General features: G+C 53.2%; 16 protein-coding genes and 2 riboswitches. Of the genes, 4 read left to right on the top strand and 12 right to left on the bottom strand.

Features of this window, described 5'->3' with window-relative positions; genetic code table 11:
* Positions 1–10 precede the first annotated feature (10 nt).
* Positions 11–85, bottom strand: a riboswitch (cyclic di-GMP riboswitch).
* A gap of 107 nt (positions 86–192) precedes the next feature.
* Positions 193–269, bottom strand: a riboswitch (cyclic di-GMP riboswitch).
* Between the two features lie 384 nt (positions 270–653).
* Both ACK8P7_RS02165 and ACK8P7_RS02160 read right to left on the bottom strand, forming a co-directional pair.
* Complete coding sequence (locus ACK8P7_RS02165; RefSeq protein ID WP_410042577.1) at positions 654–1,517, bottom strand: class B sortase; 864 nt, start codon at positions 1,515–1,517, stop codon at positions 654–656.
* Between the two features lie 160 nt (positions 1,518–1,677).
* The gene (locus tag ACK8P7_RS02160; protein WP_410042576.1) at positions 1,678–2,538 is read right to left on the bottom strand and encodes a YitT family protein; all 861 of its coding nucleotides are present in this window, start codon (positions 2,536–2,538) and stop codon (positions 1,678–1,680) included.
* 458 nt (positions 2,539–2,996) lie between these two features.
* Here ACK8P7_RS02160 and ACK8P7_RS02155 point away from each other — a divergent pair, with 458 nt between their 5' ends.
* Positions 2,997–3,167, top strand: coding sequence for a DUF362 domain-containing protein (locus ACK8P7_RS02155; protein ID WP_410042575.1), 171 nt, complete (start codon positions 2,997–2,999; stop codon positions 3,165–3,167).
* 95 nt (positions 3,168–3,262) lie between these two features.
* Here the strand turns inward: ACK8P7_RS02155 and ACK8P7_RS02150 are convergent, their stop codons facing one another.
* The 4 genes from ACK8P7_RS02150 to ACK8P7_RS02135 form a co-directional block, all read right to left on the bottom strand.
* The gene (locus ACK8P7_RS02150) at positions 3,263–4,198 is read right to left on the bottom strand and encodes a carbohydrate kinase family protein (protein WP_410042574.1); all 936 of its coding nucleotides are present in this window, start codon (positions 4,196–4,198) and stop codon (positions 3,263–3,265) included.
* Positions 4,199–4,349: 151 nt separating this feature from the next.
* Positions 4,350–5,846, bottom strand: coding sequence for a class I SAM-dependent RNA methyltransferase (locus ACK8P7_RS02145; protein WP_410042573.1), 1,497 nt, complete (start codon positions 5,844–5,846; stop codon positions 4,350–4,352).
* A gap of 132 nt (positions 5,847–5,978) precedes the next feature.
* A complete protein-coding gene (locus tag ACK8P7_RS02140; RefSeq protein ID WP_410042572.1) occupies positions 5,979–6,290 on the bottom strand; it encodes a DUF4366 domain-containing protein in 312 nt (103 codons plus the stop codon).
* Positions 6,291–6,358: 68 nt separating this feature from the next.
* Complete coding sequence (locus ACK8P7_RS02135) at positions 6,359–8,884, bottom strand: ATP-dependent helicase (protein WP_410042571.1); 2,526 nt, start codon at positions 8,882–8,884, stop codon at positions 6,359–6,361.
* 319 nt (positions 8,885–9,203) lie between these two features.
* On the opposite strand from ACK8P7_RS02135, the gene ACK8P7_RS02130 reads away from it, so the two are divergent.
* Positions 9,204–9,512: a YerC/YecD family TrpR-related protein gene (locus tag ACK8P7_RS02130; RefSeq protein ID WP_410042570.1), complete on the top strand. Its 309-nt coding sequence runs from the start codon at positions 9,204–9,206 to the stop codon at positions 9,510–9,512.
* A gap of 43 nt (positions 9,513–9,555) precedes the next feature.
* Here ACK8P7_RS02130 and ACK8P7_RS02125 read toward each other — a convergent pair whose 3' ends face one another.
* Complete coding sequence (locus ACK8P7_RS02125; RefSeq protein WP_410042569.1) at positions 9,556–10,176, bottom strand: DUF1836 domain-containing protein; 621 nt, start codon at positions 10,174–10,176, stop codon at positions 9,556–9,558.
* 225 nt (positions 10,177–10,401) lie between these two features.
* Positions 10,402–11,439, bottom strand: coding sequence for an aldo/keto reductase (locus ACK8P7_RS02120; RefSeq protein ID WP_410042568.1), 1,038 nt, complete (start codon positions 11,437–11,439; stop codon positions 10,402–10,404).
* Between the two features lie 137 nt (positions 11,440–11,576).
* On the opposite strand from ACK8P7_RS02120, the gene ACK8P7_RS02115 reads away from it, so the two are divergent.
* On the top strand, positions 11,577–12,524 hold the full coding sequence (locus tag ACK8P7_RS02115; protein WP_410042567.1) for a helix-turn-helix transcriptional regulator: 948 nt from the start codon (positions 11,577–11,579) through the stop codon (positions 12,522–12,524).
* Between the two features lie 64 nt (positions 12,525–12,588).
* Here ACK8P7_RS02115 and ACK8P7_RS02110 read toward each other — a convergent pair whose 3' ends face one another.
* Positions 12,589–14,253 carry a polysaccharide deacetylase family protein gene (locus ACK8P7_RS02110; RefSeq protein ID WP_410042566.1) on the bottom strand — a complete coding sequence of 555 codons (1,665 nt, stop codon included), beginning with the start codon at positions 14,251–14,253 and terminating at the stop codon, positions 12,589–12,591.
* 535 nt (positions 14,254–14,788) lie between these two features.
* On the opposite strand from ACK8P7_RS02110, the gene ACK8P7_RS02105 reads away from it, so the two are divergent.
* A complete protein-coding gene (locus ACK8P7_RS02105) occupies positions 14,789–15,643 on the top strand; it encodes a DegV family protein (protein ID WP_410042565.1) in 855 nt (284 codons plus the stop codon).
* Between the two features lie 105 nt (positions 15,644–15,748).
* Here ACK8P7_RS02105 and ACK8P7_RS02100 read toward each other — a convergent pair whose 3' ends face one another.
* Genes ACK8P7_RS02100 through glgA form a run of 3 tightly spaced genes read right to left on the bottom strand, consistent with a single transcriptional unit; the run spans position 15,749 to position 18,668 of the window.
* A complete protein-coding gene (locus ACK8P7_RS02100; protein ID WP_410042564.1) occupies positions 15,749–16,729 on the bottom strand; it encodes a peptidylprolyl isomerase in 981 nt (326 codons plus the stop codon).
* 16 nt (positions 16,730–16,745) lie between these two features.
* A complete protein-coding gene (locus tag ACK8P7_RS02095) occupies positions 16,746–17,204 on the bottom strand; it encodes a divergent PAP2 family protein (protein WP_410042563.1) in 459 nt (152 codons plus the stop codon).
* Between the two features lie 18 nt (positions 17,205–17,222).
* Positions 17,223–18,668, bottom strand: coding sequence for a glycogen synthase GlgA (gene glgA, locus ACK8P7_RS02090; protein ID WP_410042562.1), 1,446 nt, complete (start codon positions 18,666–18,668; stop codon positions 17,223–17,225).
* Between the last annotated feature and the right edge of the window lie 68 nt (positions 18,669–18,736).

Raw genomic sequence — 18,736 nt, 5'->3', positions numbered from 1 at the left:
TTGTCCTTCCAAGTGCAACTGGCTACCCGCGTGGGGCCCTGTAGCTTTGCGTCGCCGGATTGCTCCGGTTTTGCTATTTAAATGAATCAGGCACAAAAATCGGCACCGGGAACTCTCCCGCTGCCAATTAACCTAGAACCTTCTTTGAATTAATTCTTGATTCGAGAACTAACCTTCGGATTTCTCCATGAAGATTGCAACTGGCTGCCCCCCTGTGGGGCCCTTTAGCTTTGCGTCGCCGAATTACTTCGGTTTTGCTCAAATGAGAACCTAGGTCGGATTCTCACCGTTAAAGAGACGCGAGCACGAAGCTCCTTTTTTTCCTCTTCACCTCTTTACAATATTTATTCTACCATTGTTTTGATTTATAGCAAGACTTTTTCGTAATTTTCGGAAGTTTTTCTGGCAGGAGCCCAGGAGGGCCGACAACAGAGGCCATACGAAGAGGTCGTGAAGAATCAAAATTGTCCCCCTTAGAACCAGTTGGAGTAATTTTTCCTTAGCACTCTCTGCAACACTGAGTTTTCATAAAGAAAACTCAGTCGTTTGCAGAGAGCCTACTGGTTCTTAGGGGGACAATTTTAGAGTCTTCCGAGCTCGCAGTACTGTGCCTCTGTTGCCGGCCCTCCGGGGTTCCTGTCAGAGAATTCAGATTAATCCATCTTATACGCGCCCTCGAGTGCCGCATGCACGACGAAGCGCTGATTCCCGCCGGAGCGTCCGATACAGGTCGACAGGGTGAGCAGTGCCGGGCGCTTCGCGAAGTCGATGGTATGTTCATCGATGGCGAGTGTCGACTTCGAAAGACAGCGCTTCACATACTGATCATAGCCATCCGTACCCTCGAAATCATCGTAGGTCGCACTCCCCTCCGTCGTCTCATAGAAGGAAAAGATCCGGTACTTTCGCACATATCCCTTCGTATAGACATAGATATACGGATTCGAAGCGCAGAGCCCCGGTTCCTTCTCAAACTTTTTCAGCGTACCGAACATCGAGCCGTTTTTCATATTGTGACCGAAGAAAAAAGTATTCTTCGCGCGGAAATCATGCGGACTCAGACAGTCATAGAAAATCGTACCGGCGAAGTTCTGCTTTCCCTCGAAGGTCTTATGGAGATAGTCGACATTGTCACTGGAGTATACGACCGGATACCTGAGCTCCAGCACCGGGATGTACAGAACACAGGCAAAATCCGCATTTGTGTTCAGCAGCGCATCGTAGTCGATCTGAAGAGACGGATACGGCAGTGACTTCACGCCCACACTCTCTCCCGCAGCGCCATCTGCGTTTCCGGCGACTGCATTGGCCTCATCCGCATCCCCGCCACGGATATAGTCCGCCGCGAGATCCGCGTACTCATCCCCCGCCGCCTTATACTCCATGTAATCACGCAGGAACAGCCCGCCGAAAATCAGCATCGCCGCCACCGCAACCACCGGCACCATATAGAACAGAAGTCCCCCGATCCCGGACGATTTCTTCTTTCCTCCCTCACTCATCTCACCCGAAGCCATCACACATCCCTCCTGGTTTTCAAGGCATAAATCGATAACATAAGAATACGTCTATCTCCAGTTTTACGTCAAGCCAGCCATTTATGCACGACCTCACATCCAACGACGAATTACTGTTCAAACGCAGTTAAGTCAAGACGTAGCGAAACATGGTAACCGCTCAGAACTTCGGCTTCGGCTGATAATGAATCTCATTCACGTTATACACCGTCACGAACGCCTTCGGATCGACTTTCATCACGAAATCCATCAGTCGACGGAACTCATGCTTCGTCACGATCGCGATGATCTCCGTGTGCTTCTCGAGATTGTAGGCGCCGACCGCCTCATAGAGCGTCGCACCGCCGATCTCGCGGATGATGAACTGCCGGATCTCCTCGCAGTGGTTCTGCGACACGATGCAGACGCGCTTTTTGATCGTCTGACCGAAGATGAAGTAGTCGAGGATGATCCCGTTGAAGTAGGTGCCGAGCAGACTGAGCACCACCGTCTTCGAGTCATAGGCGAGCGCACTGGAGAGGGCAATGATGACGCCCGCAGCGGTCATGGCCTTCCCGAGCTCGATATGAAAATACTTATTCAGCAGCTTCGCGACGACATCGAGCCCTCCGGAGGAAGCATTGTCGTTAAACAGGATACTGCAGCCGACCGACACGACGATGCAGTACGCTACGACGTCGAGTGTTGCATCGCCGGTGAGCGAAGTGTAGTGCGGGAACAGCAGCTCGAACAGACCGAGAATCAGCGGCAGGATGATCGAGGTATAGGCGGTTTTGAAGCCAAATTCCTTTCCGAACACCGCATAGCCGACGATCAGCAGGATGCCGTTCATGATCATCGTGAGCTGCGAGATGCTGAGCGGCACGAAGTGCTGCAGCACGATGGCAAGACCCGAGATGCTCGACACCGCCGCATGGCTCGGAACCAGGAAGAAAAAGACCGCAGCGGCGATGATCGTGCACGCAACGGTCATCAGCAGGAGATCCTTCAGGATCAGACGATAAGAGAGATTCTGTTTCATACATTTCCCTTTCATGATTCAGGCCGCACCTGCGCTTCGCATCCGCAGGCAGCCTGAAGAGGTTTATATAGTAGATAAGCGCGACATCCAGACCCCCGAGTCCGACTCAAACGGGGCGCACCCGCACTTGTCTCTGCATCCCATAGCACGCATCAGTATAGCATCCGTCCGCCCGGCGTGCCCACAGGTATTTTATCATAACTCCAGAGAAATGCATCCATAACCGTATCCGTTTTCTCGACGTCAGACCACAATATATAGTGATGTGCCGTCTCAAATATCCCCTATTTACTAGGTATGATATGGTTAGTCTTGGCTAAAAGAATTTTTCAAAAAAATACATTTTTTGAAATTTTTCAGGTTGTAGTTTTCGAAAATCTATATTAATATACAGGCATAGGTCGTACGGAAGTACGAAAACCATTCAATTAAATTTTTATTCTAGGAGGAATTTTATCATGGCACATGTTATTTCTGATGAGTGCGTTAGCTGCGGTGCTTGTGCATCTACCTGCCCGGTTGAGGCTATTTCTGCTGGCGACAGCAAGTATGTTGTAGACGCTGGTACCTGCATCGATTGTGGTGCTTGCGAGGAAGCTTGCCCAACAGGCGCTATCCACGCTGAATAATTAGAAGCGATACGTAAAAGTAAAAGAGCGATGGTTCGATGAACCATCGCTCTTTTTAGTTCAGTGAAACGCCCCGGAGGGCCCCTTCACCGAGCTTAAAATCTATCCACCTTCAGCTCAAACTCCTCCGGCATGAAACGCGGGCATACATTATCCCTCGTGGAAATCACCGAGCTTGCGAGACGCGCACCGATATGGCAGGCCTCGCCGAGGGTCTTTCCGTAGGTGAGACCGATGGTCACACCGGAGAAGAATGCATCCCCGGCACCCGTCGTATCGACGACGGCGACATTGATCGGCGGACAGATGCCGAAGCTTCCATCGATTTCCGCATAGACCGCGCCCTGCTCGCCCATGGTCACGACCATACGTGGATACTGCGCAGATTTCACCTTGCGACCGATGATCGGCGCCAGCTCCTCCGGTGACAGCTTCTCATAGTCATCAGAGAACAGCAGCCCGGCCTCCTGCGCATTGCACACGAGACATGCGGTTCGCTTCATAAGGTCACGACGCTCCATTGCGATGGACATATTCGACACCACCGCATAGACCTGCTTATGGTACTTCTCCGCGAGGTCCAGGATCTGCTTCAGAATATAGGACTCCATATCGATGTCGACCGTCACGGCATCTGCATCTGCGATGATCTCATCGCCCTGCTCCTTCAGAATCGTCGAGATCTCTGAGAGATCCGGACGCTTCGAGATCGACGCGACCACATCCCCGTTATGTGAAAACACCGCGAGCCACGTACCGAGCCCATCCTCGGTGCGACGGATGTAGCTGGTATCCACCTTATGCCGGTTCAGCTTGTTGATGACATCCGTACTGATCCCGGAGTTATCCACCACACTGACGAAGGTCGGCCGCAGCTCCACATTCGCGATATCCTCCGCCACATTCCGGCTCACACCACCATGCACCTCGCAGACCGTGCCTGCATTTCGCCCAGCCGGCACGTACTTCCCCTCCGGATACCCCTTGATATCCACGAACGTAGCCCCGATCACGACGATTCCCTTACTCATGCTTACCTCTCCCATACTTCTTTACTGAATATTGACTCGAAAATTATACGATATATACGGAAAAACACAAGTGGGGAATTCCCGTCGCGAGTTTATAAAAATTTAATGGGGTCAGACCCCCTTACGTAAGAGGCTGGCCCCATGATTGGAATCACGCGTTTCTGCGCTTGAGCAGACAGATACACTCGCAGTTGTTCGTGCGCGGGAACATGTCGACCGGGCAGAGCTTCTCGACCTCGTAGCCGGCGTCCTGAAGCGGCACGAGGTCACGGGCGAGGCTCTTCGGCTTGCACGCCACGTAGATCAGGCGGTCGACGCCGTAGTCGATGATCTTTGCGAGCGCCTTCGCATGGATGCCGTCCCGCGGCGGGTCGAGGATGATCATATCCGGGCGCGGTGCGTCCTCGTAGCTGCCGTCCTCACGGATGAGGCGACCGCCCTCCTCGATAACCTTCAGCACATCGCCGGCGATGAAATCGCAGTTCTCGATGCCGTTCAGCTTCGCATTCTCGTGCGCAGCCGCCACAGCCTCCGGGACGATCTCGACACCGACCGCCATGCTCGCCACGGAGCTCATCAGCTGTGTGATCGTACCGGTGCCGGAGTAGAGGTCGTAAATCACCGGCTTTTTCACCGAAGCTCGCGCCGGATCGGCCGGGCCCGGCTGACCAGCGTCCACACCTTTCTGCGCAGTGTCTGCCCCCGCGTCGCCTGCATTGACTGCGGCCTGCTGCGCCGCCTGCAGCTCCGTAAATCCGGCATACTCGCGCACCTTCGTGTAGAGCTTCTCCGCACCGAGGGAGTTCGTCTGGAAGAAGCTGAACGGGGTGATGCGGAAGCGAAGTCCCAGGATCTCCTCATAGAAGAAGCGTTCGCCGTAGAGTACCTCGGTGCCCTGGTCCTCGACGATATCCGCCAGGGTGTCGTTCTTTGTATGCAGGATACCGGCGAAGGTACCCTCGATCTTTCCCTCGGCCTTCAGCTGCAGCAGTCGATCGCGCCAGCCGGCGAGCACCTCCTCTTCGGAGAGCTCCGGCTGCACCCGCACGAAGCGGTCTGCGGTCGGACGGGTATGCTTCTGCTGGGCCTTCGGGCTGTAGCGTCGCTCGAACCACTCGTCGAGTCCCTTCTGACGCTCCGCGATCAGCTCCTCGGATGCCGGCACACGCTTCGCACTCGCCCAGTTCGTCGAGGTCACGAGATCCACGAGGATCTCGCCGGTCTTCACTGCACGGCGGTAGAGCAGATGACGGAGGTAGCCCTCCCGTGTCTTCTTATGAAGGTAGGTGATGTCCAGCTCCGCGAAGTATGCCCGCGTCGCCTGCACGATCACGCCCGCATCCGGATGCGTCAGCTGGCAGACATCCGCATCGATGATGTTAAAGAAACTCCGCTTCTGGTGGAGTCCCAGCGTCAGCTCCCCGCCCATCCGGCAGTCGCCGAAGGAAAACTCCATCTTATTCCGGTAGCCCTCAGAGACCGGTGACGGCACGATCGGCTCGAAGGTATACGCATTCGAGCGTACCACCGGCTCAAACAGTGCATGTAGCGTCTCCTCCTTCGTCTTCAGCTCTTCCTCGTAGCTCGTGCCCTGATAGAAGCAGCCGCCACAGATTTCCGCATTATCACATACTCTCATACTCTTCATCCTTCTCCATCGCGGTGCGGCCCATGCCTGCATCCGCGTTCCTGACTCTTTTTTGTGATCACACTCTACCACATCTCACGACAGAAAAACAGGGCCGGCCAGCGCCGACCCTTTTGTAAATCGTATAAATCTTCAGTCCTCGTCCTCGAAATCATCCGCATCATCCTCGAAGTCATCATAGTCCTCGAGGTAATCCGGCATCATGAAACGATAAACGGCATACGCGATCCCTGCGACGGTCGCGACACATCCGATGATGGCGAGCACGGTGAGGATCGTCTTCTTCAGACGCTCATCCTCCTTCTTCTCCTGGATGTACTCCTGCAGCTTCAGCTTCTGAAGCAGAAGCTCCGCGTGATCTCTGGCATCATCCTTATATGTTCTGACACTGTCCGCGAACTCTCTTGCATTTGTTCTCAATGCATTCATATCCAGCTTCTCCATATGGCACCTCCTGCGCTGTTTTTCTATTAAGAAAAGTATACCATCGCCGACCCCGTTTGACTACGTTTTCACAGCTTTTTCAGCTTCGCGAAGCTCGCGAGCATCTTCTTCTGGCCAGCGGTATCGAAGTTTACCGTCACGGTATAATCCTTCTTTCCGTCCTCGATGGCCTCGACGGTACCTTCTCCGAACTTGATGTGCTTCACACGATCACCGACCGCATAGTCGAGGGTCTCGAGCTTCTGGATGCCGGTCTGAACTAGACTCTTCGGAATGCCTGCGCCCTTCTTCCGGGCTGCACCTGCCCCGCTCTTCGCGAGATAGCCGACTGAACCCATGCCCTGCAGACCATGGCTGTTCGCCCCGAAGCTGCCGGCACCAGCCCCGAAGCTGCTGCCACTGCCCGATCCATACGCGCCCGATCGTCCGACGTAGCTGCCGGAGCCTGATCCACCGCCGTAGCTGCTCGAACTGCCTCCACGGCTGCCATAACTGCTGCCGGAACCATATCCGCCGGAGCGTCCGCCCTTCGCACCGAAGCGTCGTGCGCCCCCGCCGAAGATATCCGAGTCGCCATAGTCGTCATCCTGGAACATATCGTCGTAGCTCTTCAGCAGCTTCTTATCGCAGAGCTCATCCGGGATCTCATCGATGAACTTCGACGGCTTCATCCGCTCATACGCGCCGTTCAGCATACGGCTCCGCGCAGAGGTCATCACCAGCTCCTCCTGGGCACGGGTGATGCCGACGTAGCAGAGACGACGCTCCTCCTCGAGATCCTCCGGATTTCCGATAGACGCGAAGCCGGGGAAGAGTCCGTCGTTCATCCCGACGAGGTACACCTTCGGGAACTCGAGTCCCTTCGCACCATGCAGCGTCATCAGCGTCAGAAGATCCTGTCCCTCGTCCTTCCGGTCGATATCCGCCACCAGCGACACATCCTCCAGGAACTCACCGAGCTTCGGCGCGTCGCTCTGTGCCTGATAGTCCGCTGCCTTACTGATGATCTCCTCGATGTTCTGAAAGCGGGTCTCGGCTTCGATCGTTCCTTCCGCCCGGATCTCCATACCGTAACCGGTATCATCCCGCACCGACTCGATCAGTGCCTGAATCGAGAAGCTGTCCTCCTCACCCGGCTCCGCCTCGGTCTCGAGGTAACCGGCTCTTCGGAGCTTCTCCCGCCAGTCGTCCATGCGCTCGACGAACTCCGTCAGCTTCGTGCCCGCCTTTCCGCCGATCCCGATCATCGGTGCACGCTCCGCCGCCTCGAGCAGGGTGATGCGATGCTCCGCAGTCGATGTATCTGCCGCATAGCTCCGGAGCTTCTGCAGGGTCGCCTCGCCGATGCCGCGCTTCGGCACGTTGATGATACGCTCGAAGGCGACATCATCCGCACCGTTCGCGATCAGCTTCATGTACGCGAGGACATCCTTGATCTCCCGGCGCTGGTAGAAGTTGACACCCCCGATGATCTGATACGGCACGCTCATCTTGATGCACTGCTCCTCGAGCAGTCGCGACTGCGCGTTCGTCCGGTAGAGCACCGCCTGGTCATGATACGCCCTGCCGCAGTTCCGGGCCTCCCGGATCACCGCCTGTGCTTCATCATTGGCTCCCTCAAACTCCTGGAAGCGGACATCCGGACCGCCCTTTTTCTCGGTCCACAGCTTCTTCTGCTTCCGGCCATGATTGTGGCGGATGACCGCATTGGCACAGTCGAGGATCTTCTCGGTGGAGCGATAGTTCTGCTCGAGCTTGATCACGCGTGCACCTGGGAAGCTCTTCTCGAAGCTCAGGATGTTCTCGAGGTTCGCACCACGGAAGGCATAGATGCTCTGGTCGTCATCGCCGACGACACAGAGATTCCGGTACTTCTTCGCGAGCGCATGCACGAGACGGAACTGAATATCGTTCGTATCCTGGTACTCGTCGACCATGATGTAGCGGAAGCGCTCCTGATAGTACTGAAGCACCTCCGGCTCCGTCTCGAACAGCTCCACGGTCTTCAGCAGAAGATCGTCGAAGTCGAGCGCGTCGTTCTGATGCAGCTTCTTTTCATAAAGCTCGAAGCAGTCCGCCATCTTCCGCATGCGCAGGTCCCCGCCGCTGGCCTCCTCCTTTCGGAACTCGAGCGGGCTCACGCCCCGGTTTTTCGCACCGGAAATCACCGACAGCACCACGCGCTCCTTAAACATCTTCGGGTCGATGCTGAGCTCCTTCAGCACCTGCTTCATCAGCGTCCTCTGATCATCCGTATCATAGATGGAGAAATCCGATTTGTAGCCGAGACGATCGATATAGCGCCGGAGGATGCGAACACACATCGAGTGGAAGGTCGATACCCAGACCTCACGCGCCTGCGTTCCGATCAGCCGGTCGACACGCTCCCGCATCTCCCCCGCCGCCTTATTCGTGAACGTGATCGCAAGGATGTTCCACGGCGCGACACCACAGTTCTCGATGAGGTAGGCCACACGATGCGTCAGCACACGCGTCTTCCCGGAACCCGCACCCGCCAGCACCAGCAGCGGCCCCTCCGTGCAGCGCACCGCCTCACACTGCTCCTTATTCAGAATCTTCTCCAGATTTTCCATAACTCTCCTAAATCTCAGATTATTTATCAAAACGAATGTGCGGAAATTATAGCACACAAGTTCATCCGAGTTCAAGCGAGGAAGCCAGTGTATCCTGCGTATCCTGTTATCATGATACGTTACAGTCCCCGCCCGCCTGAACAGTAACCATGGCAGTGTCTCCTTTCACAGATTACGTGTAATTTGCTTGAAAGTCCGGGGCGGCGGTGTTATACTACTTTTGCGAATTAAAGCATGAAAACTCACGCGTTGAAACTGAGAACTGGTAAAGCGACGTGCGGATTTCGTGCTTAAGTAATATACAGGAGTTGTTAACAGGATGAATAGTAAGTTAAAAACAAAGGAAGTTGATCATTTATTTGATGCAGTGCTGACACTGGAGTCGAAGGAGGAGTGCTACAAGTTCTTCGAGGATGTATGCACGATCAACGAGCTGCTGTCCATGGCACAGCGCTATGAGGTGGCGAAGATGCTGCGTGAGGGGGAGACCTATCTCAACATCGCGAAGGCGACCGGCGCGTCGACGGCGACGATCTCCCGCGTGAATCGTTCGCTGAACTATGGTGCAGACGGCTATGATATGGTTTTCAGCCGCCTCGGACTCGAGGATAACATGAAGAAGAAATAGGATGAGGCAGGAAACCCCCGTTCCGAAAGGAGCGGGGGGTTCTTTACTTCTTCATCTTCGATGCGCGTTCGGCGGCCTGGCGCTCGAGGTCGATGTCGTGGAGCTGATCTGCGATCTTCTCCATGAGGAGCTTCTTCAGGTAGATGTCGGTACCGATCTCACAGAGGAAGAGGAAGAGCTGGAGCTCCTTCCGGTCCTCGTCGGAGAGCTGCTGGAAGCGAGGGTCGCTTTCCTTAAAGGTTTCCTGCGCATTGACGCCCATCTCGCTGACATCGCGGAGCGTTTTCGCCTTCACGGCCGGCTCGAGCTCGAAGATCTCATCGTAGATGTCCTTCAGCTTCGCATCACCGTGACCGTCGAAGTACTTCTCCTTCAGCGGGCGGAGGATCGCCTCGATATCGTTCAGCTGCAGGATGCTCTTATAATAGTAGATAAACAGCAGGATCAGTATATGCTCGCGACTGTAACGCTTCTTATCCGGTGGCGGCAGAAGCTTGTTCTTCGCATAGTTGTTGATCATCGTCTTCGTCAGCACCTTATCCTCCGGATGCCGCTTGATGGTCGTGAGGTGGCTGTCCATGAAGCCGGTCAGCTGATCCATGTAGAGCTCGAGGTTCGGGATGTCATCGGAGGCGATGTGCCCGATCGACTGAAGATATTCCATTAAATTCTGAAAAAAATGTTCGTCCATAGTAGCGATTATAACACATTCACACCCGAGCAACAAGACATGGTTTTCTAAACCATGTGGGTCGTGTGCATCATGGTGGATATCGTTTCGGCCTGAAAAACGTTTTAGCGGGGGGTGGTAGAAAGTGACGGATTATAAAAAAAGGAAGTCAATACACATAAAATCTGTACACTGACTTCCTCTTCATATGATTAAATATTACTTCTTTTTCTTGATACCGAGAACCTTTTCGGCGTCGTAGCCTTCCTTCTTCAATGCATCCTTCAGCATGAAAATGGCTGATTCATCCCATTTGCCATAAACTGTGACCTTGGAAATTGCATCGTCGAAGTCTTCCATTTCTTCTTTTGTAAACTGAATCTTCGGTACGTCCATATTTGCTCTCAGGAACTCTTCCTTCATAGCACCTGCAATCGGAACGATCACCTCATCCTGGTACAGAAGCCATGCAAGTGCAGCCTGCGCATACGAGCAATTCTTTGCCTTTGAAACCTTGTCCAGAACCTCAAGGATCGGCTGGTTCTTCTTGATCGATTCATCTGAGAAACGATCCGAGAAACGCTTTGCATCATCACCGGTAAATGTCATACCCGGCTTGATCATACCAGTGAGGAACCCTGCTGCAAGAGGCATGAATGGTGTATAACCAACTCCAAGCTCATGACATGCCTTGATGACGCCATTCTGGAGATCACTTCTCTCCATTAGAGACATTTCATTCTGCACTACGCCGAGTGGTGTCACTGCATTGGCTCTGCGGATCTGGTCTGCATCTACACGGGACATGCCCCATGTACGGATCTTGCCCTTCTTGATGAATTCGCCCATATAACCAGCAACTTCTTCAAGCGGCACATCATCTGTAACACGGTGCATCATATACACATCTACATAATCTGTATCAAGTCTGTCCAAAGAAGCATCAAGTCTTGCTTCGATCTGCTCTTTTACAGTTCCCTTTGAAGAATCTGTAACCGGCAGAATTTCCGGATTGTACTTGGTAATGATCGTCACTTCGTGTCGGATGGGCTTAAGCGCTTCACCAACAAGAATTTCATTCAAGCCATCTGCATATGCATCTGCCGTATCATAAAGTGTGCAGCCAAGCTCATGTGCAAGACGCATCAAACGGATGCTCTCCTCCTTCTTTGGTGGTATACCATGACCATGGGAATAATCCATGCAGCCAAGTCCCATTTCACCGACTTCCAGAGGTCCTAATTTTCTTTTGTTCATTTGTATCACCGTTCCTTTCAAGTTTTAACTGATACTTGAATTTAACCATATTGCTTTGACTTTTACAGCGCTGAACCTTAATATTAATGGTGTCGTTATTTAATATTTTGAGATTAATATAACAAAGAGGTTTTACAGTGATCGCTACTTTTGATGATGAGATTCTTGAAGCCATGGATAAGCTCGGAAGGAATTTTCCTATATTGAAATGGGACTTTCGTCCGGATGAACGCTTTGGTACGAGCGATCTGGTCTCTCACTTTCTTGGTGACAGAAATGAAGATGTCATGGTAAATCTGTTTAAGGGAAAATCACTGAATGAGGATTTTCACCGTCAGGATTTTTTCTTTCTTCATTTTGCTTTCCACGGAGACTATGAAACCCGCAATGAAAAGAACAACCGTAGTATCCTGGTACATGAAGGAGATTGTTATATCGGGCAGCCGTATAGCGGATATGCGGCAAAAGTAGCTTCTGATGAAGATACGATCATCATCGGTATCTTGATCCGACAGGAAGCATTCCTGAAACAATTTCTGAGTATCTTTTCTTCTGATACAACTATGCTCACATTTTTCCTTGAACCGGAAAAGAACAAATTCTCGGATGAATTTCTTCATTTTCCCATCCCCAAGGAATCTCTGATTTGGCGACTTTTGGGTATTCTGATCCTGGAATATGCAAGAAAAACAGCTGATACGCAGAAAATCATCAAACCTTTGGTTACTTCACTATGCATGGCTGTCTCTTCTGAATACACACGGCAAAAGTTTCCGGAAAAGCTATCGCTTGCTGAATCAATCGAAGCGTATATCGATGCGAATTCAGACTCCGCATCCTTATCTTCGACGGCAGCTCATTTTGGTTATCATCCTGTATATATATCAAAGCTGCTTCCAGAAAAAACCGGTCTGACTTTTTCTCAGATATTAACTAGATCCCGCATGAATCGTGCGGAGATCCTGCTTTCACGAACTGATTTTTCGAATGAAATCATCGCTTCTATGCTGGGGTATGGTAGTAACAGCAATTTCTATAAAGCGTATAAGAAATATTACGGACACTCCCCAAGGAAAAGATCATAAAGGACTACTAGCAGCTATCTCTTTCTTGAGAGATGTGATCAGAGCCTTCTGCGGTGTTTAGCGATTAGCTCCACTCTATCGGTGTCGGCCGTCTGGTGTCGAAGACGCTCTGCACATCCATGAGATCGCTGAGCTTCGCGTCTTCGCCGCAGTAGTCCTTCCAGAGGCGATAACCGTCAAGATTCCGGCGGCCCTGGCGCATAGCGTCGCCGCTGATCTGCGTCCATGCCTGCGTGGAGTCGACGTTACAGAAGTAGCGGAAGCCCGCCTTTTCGAGCATCTGGAACTTCTCATTGTCTGCACTGTACGGGCGCCAGTCACCGATATCCGCACCGAACGGATAGAGGATGATGTCACACGGCTCCGGCATCAGCGTCTCGACATTCCGCTCCCAGCGATCCGTGTCCCGTGTGAGATCCGCGAGGCTCCGGTTCGTGAAGTTGATGTGGCCCCAGCTGTGGGAGGCGAGCTCGTAGCCATCCTCCACCAGCGCCTTCATCAGCGTCTTCACCGTCTCCCGATCCGCCTCGATGTTCGGGTTCGCTGTATTCTTCGGATCATAGTTCGGTGAGCTCGCATCATAGGTCTCATCCGTGCGATAGCCGAGCACTCCGTTGTAGCCCGTGAATGCCATGATCGCCTTCGCGCCGCGATAAGAGAAGTCCGGATGCTCGTCGATGAAATTATCGAGGATCGGAACGATGTCATAATCCCCGATAGAGACATTGCCCGCAGCATCCGTATACTGCAGCTTCAGCTTCCCGTTCTCATCGAGCACCATCTTATCCGCAAAGCCGCGGCCCTCCATGTACTCATAGTAGCAGACATCGTCCTCCGACATCACGAACGGCTTCTTCCCCTCCGGCAGCATGATCTTCTTCGACACCATCTTCTCCGTGCCGTCGTCCTGCTTCTGCACCTCCGCGATGTCGTGAAGCCCCACGAGCACGTAGCCGCGCTCATACATCTGCTGCAGGATCTTCTCGAACTCCGGGATGGTCGTCATGACCTGATTGAAGTCCTTCCCCTGCCTGTCATCGGTAAACGCGCGCTCCGTATCCACCGTCAGGATATGGAAGAACACATGCGTGATCTCACTGTTGTCCGCCGCCACCATCGTCGCTGCGGTCGCCTGATAGCGCTCGATCCGGCTCAGCGCCTCCGGGTCCTCCTTATAGTCGGAGTTCGCCAATGTCTCTGCCGCGGCATCATAGTCATACATCGCAGCGAGTCGATCTGCCTTCGCAAAGAGTGCTGTCCGCGCATCCTGTGGCGCAGCAGCGGTCTCTGTTTCGCCGCCGTTCTCTCCCGAAGTCACCACCACCGTCCCGTCGCCTGCATTGGCTTCATCCGACGCATCGCTGCCCGGGTTCAGCACACTCTCCTGCGTCTCGCCCTGCTTCCCGAAGTGAAGCTTCCCACCGAGCGCACGCACACCGACGACGAGCAGCAGGATCACATCGATCAGAATAAACAGCGCCAGGATACGGTAGAACCACGCCTTCCGCACCCGCGCACGGTACCGCGCCTGACGCTCCGCCCGACGCGCCGCGAGCCGCTCCTCATACAGCCGCTCCATCTCCTCCGGATCCCCGTCTTCCGAATCCGCGTCATCCTCGCCCTCATACGTATCATACACCGGCTCACCCGTCGCGACATCATACGCATCATCTATATCCTGAATATCAAGATCCGGATCCGAACCCTGCCCCACATTTTTCTCTCTCATACCATTTTCCTCATATATCGCTTCATAAAGTGATGTTGAAACAGCACATCACCGCTGTCAATATTTAGTATTTTTCATAAAAGTGCAAACGCCCACAAATACTGTTTTGTCAATTATAGCCATCATATCGCAGATACATTACTCAGGCAACAAACACTTCCTTAATTTTCCGAGTCAAGTGAGAAGCAGTGAAATGTCAGGCAAAGCCCCGGAGGGACGGCAACGGAGGCCATACGTAGAGACCGTGTGAAATCAAGCCGGGTCCCCTTAGCGGCACTTGGTACTTTTTTCCTTAGCACCCTCTGCAACGCTGAGTTTTCATCAAGAAAACTCAGTGATTGCAGAGGGCCTAGTGCCGCTTAGGGTCCCCGGCTTAGATTGAACCGGTCTCGGAGTACTGTGCCTCCGTTGCCGTCCCTCCGGGGCTCCCTGCCTTTTCTGAAACCCATTCACACCTAGACTCCCGATTGACATGTCATGCCCGTCTGCTATAATATCTAGTATTGAAAACTATGTGTTGTTAAAGAGGCGAAGCATGAACTATAAGGTTATAGGTGACAGCTGTTGTGATTATACCCCGGCACTGAAGGCGGATCCGCATTTTACGCTCGTTCCGCTCACGCTGGAAATCGGAGATTATTCCGTCGTGGATGACGACCACTTCGATCAGCTCGATTTTCTGAAGCGTGTACACGCCTCACTGATCGGACCGAAAACCGCCTGCCCGTCTCCGGAAGCCTATATGAAGGCGATGGAGGAAAGTGATGCCGATGAAGTATATGTCATCACCCTCTCCGAGCATCTCTCCGGCTCCTATCAGGCCGCCGTCATCGGAAAGCAGATGTACGAGGAGGAGCACCCGGACGACGGACGAAAGATCTATGTATTCAGCTCCGATACCGCATCGGCCGGTCAGCTAAATTTCTGCCTTACAATTAAGGAATTAAAGGAAGCCGGAAAAAGCTTCGACGAGGTCGTCACCCTCGTAAACGAAAAGATCCAGACGATGAAGACCTATTTCGTGATTGAATCCCTCGACACCCTCCGGAAGAATGGACGTCTGTCTGCCGTGAAGTCCTTCCTCGCATCCGCCCTCAACATCAAGCCGATCATGAGTGCCAACGGCGGTGTCATCATCCAGCTCGAGAACCAGCGCGGCATCAACAAGGCACTGAAGCGTATGTGCCAAATCGCGGTTGAAAAGGCCGGCGGTCCAGAGAAGACCGCGCTTCTCCGTCTCTGCATCACGCACGTGAACAACCCGGCCCGTGCCGAGCTCGTAAAAGAAGAGTTTCTGAAGCTCGCATCATTCCGCGAGATCGTAATCACCGACGCCATGGGCGTCGCCACCGTCTACGCAGAGGACGGCGGGATCGTGATCGGACTTTGATGTTTTTCAAAAAAACGAACCCCTGGAGATTTCCAGGGGTTCGTTTTTATTTTTTCAACGGCTCGGACCTAAGCTTCTGCGCCCGTCTCAGCAAGCGTTGTTTCATCAGAACGTGATGTTCTCATCAAACAGCGAAAAGAAATTATCGGCGTCGCTCTCCGGATGTGCCGTGAGATCGATTTCCTTCCAGAACGGTTCACGGAAACGGACGATATGTTCATCCGCGTACGCCGTATACTGCTTGAGAAGTGCATTCGAGCGGATCGTTTCCTCTAGCTTTTTCTTCCGCTCGAGGGTCGCCGCCTCATCATAGGCGTCGATACATTTCAGGATATAGTACTTGCCATCCTGCTCGATGATATCCGAGATCTGTCCCTCCTCGAGGGCGAAGGCCGCCTGGTAGATGGCGTCCTCCTTCTCAGACTTCGCGAGCGTCTTCTCGATGTTCGGGTCCTCGCTGTTCTGACGCGCGTAGTAGGAGAAGTTCGCGCCCGAAACATTCACCTGCTGCAGAAGCTGCTCTGCGAGAAGCTCATCCGAGACCACGATTTCCTGCACACGGATGATCTTCGCATCCGCATCCGAGACCTCGGAATCCACATCCGAGATCAGGTACTCGGCGGTCTTGCAGGCCACGAAATACTCGGTATAGATCGAGATGACATCCTCGAGCGTACAGTCACCCATGAAGGCCATATCCTCTGCGCTCAGGCCGTCGTAGAAGTCGTGTGCGACGGTACGGATCTTCTCCATATCCGTCGAGGTCGCGATGATCCCCTTCTCGGTCGCCAGCAGATTCAGCGTCTTGATGTCCTGAAGAAACTCCTTCATCTTCGCAACGAAGTATGGACCGTAGGTACTCTCCTGCTGGTTTTCCACCGGCAGATCCCAGATTTCCGCACCGAGCTGATTCTGATAGCGGTTTCGCTCGGAGCCGATCACGATCATCGCCTGTGCCTCCGTATAGCCGTCGACATCCTCAGTTTTACCCGTGATTTCGATACCCTTACACGAAATGAAGCTGCATGCCATCAGCACGCAGCTCAGTACAAGCACTGTTTTCTTGAAAAGTCGTTTAAACGTCATTCAGTAGTTCTTTCTTTTAATAAAAGCCGCGCATCCAGAAGGCCGTCGCGATGCCGAGGATCGCCCCCATCAGCACCTGCAGCGGTGTGTGGCCGACATACTCTTTCAGCTTCATCTGAAACTCCTCCGGCTTCCAGTTAAACGGGTTATCCTCGAGGATCTTATTGAGAAGCACCGCCTGCTTTCCGGTCTCCATGCGTACGCCGGTCGCATCGTACATGACGACGCTGGCCAGGATGAAGCTGACCGCGAAGGCCGGCGACTGGAGTCCATACTGGAGTGCGGCAGCGGTCGTCAGTGCCACAACCGTAGAGGTGTGGCTCGACGGCATCCCACCGGATCCGGTGAGACGCTCCCAGCTGATGCCGTGGTTAAGATAGGCATCCAGCGCAGTTTTGATCACCTGCGCGAGAAACCAGGAAACCACCGCCGAAACCAGCATATAGTTCTGTAATAAGTCATCCAAAAAATTCATCTAGTATGTTCTTTCTGATTAGTACCCTATGAGCCAGTCATACAGCTCCTGGTACTTCATAGCGCTGGTCTTCCAGGAATAGTCCGCAGCCATCGCACGGTCCACGAGCTTGTTCCACTCACGCTTATGGTCGTAGTATACGCTCTCGGCATAGCGGATCGTGCCGAGCATCTCATGCGCGTTGTAGTTCGAGAAGGAGAAGCCGTTTCCGCTATCCTCGTACTCGTTATATGGCTGTACGGTATCGCGCAGACCACCGGTCTCACGTACGATCGGAACCGTTCCGTAGCGGAGGGCGATCAGCTGGCTGAGTCCGCACGGCTCGAAGAGGGACGGCATCAGATATGCATCGCAGGAAGCATAAATCTTATGGCTGATTTCATTGGAATAGTAAATCTGTGCGGATACCTTATCATGGTACTTCCAGTCATAGTGACGGAACATGTTCTCATACTTCTCATCCCCGGTACCGAGCACCACGAACTGGATATCATCCTGGCAAAGCTCATCCATGATGCACTCGACGAGATCGAGACCCTTCTGGTCGGTGAGACGGGATACGATACCGATCATCATCTTGCCCGGATCCACGTTCATGCCGAACTGCTCCTGGAGTGCCTTCTTGTTCTTCGCCTTCTCCTTCCGGAAGTTGCGTGCGTTGAACGGCTTTACGAGGTACTTATCCGTCTCCGGATTCCAGTCATCATAGTCGATGCCGTTAACGATGCCGCGGAGATCATGCGCACGTGCACGAAGCAGTCCATCGAGGCCCTCTCCGTAGAACGGCATCTTGATCTCCTCCGCATAGGTATCGGAAACCGTCGTGATCGCGTCGGCATACACGATACCACCCTTCAGGAGGTTACCATCCTTCTTACACTCGAGCTTATCCGGTGTGAAGTAGTAGTCGGACAGCTGGGTGAAGCGCTGGATCGTCTTCACATCCCATACACCCTGGAACTTGAGGTTATGAATCGTCATCACCGACTTGATGGAGCGGTAGTACTCTCCGCCGGCGAAGCGGTCATGCAGCAGTACCGGAACGAGACCGGTCTGCCAGTCGTGACAGTGGATCACATCCGGATGCCAGTCGAGCAGCGGCAGCGCAGACAGCGCTGCATAGCAGAAGAAGCAGAACTTCTCGAGATCCCAGTACCAGTCACCGTATGGACGGTCACCGGAGAAATACGACTCGTTGTCGATGAAGTAGTAGGTCACGCCCTGGTGCTCATACTTCAGGACACCGACATAGCGGTCCTGTCCGAGATAATTCATATAGAAGTGGGTCACGTACTCCATCTTCTGGCGCCACTCCCACGGGATGCACATATACTTCGGAATCATGACACGACAGTCATAGTACTGCTTGTCGATGGTCTTCGGAAGCGAGCCGACGACGTCCGCGAGTCCGCCCGTCTTGATGAAAGGCACGGCCTCCGATGCGAGCATGAGTATGTTTTTCATTATAGTCCTCCGGTCCATATTTCTTAAATAGAAATATAAATTATAGATAGCATCTATTTTAATCCTTC

It is taken from the genome of Oribacterium sp. P9 (genome assembly GCF_046365365.1).
In the GTDB taxonomy this organism is placed as follows: domain Bacteria; phylum Bacillota; class Clostridia; order Lachnospirales; family Lachnospiraceae; genus Oribacterium.
This window is presented reverse-complemented; position numbering and strand designations above follow the sequence as displayed.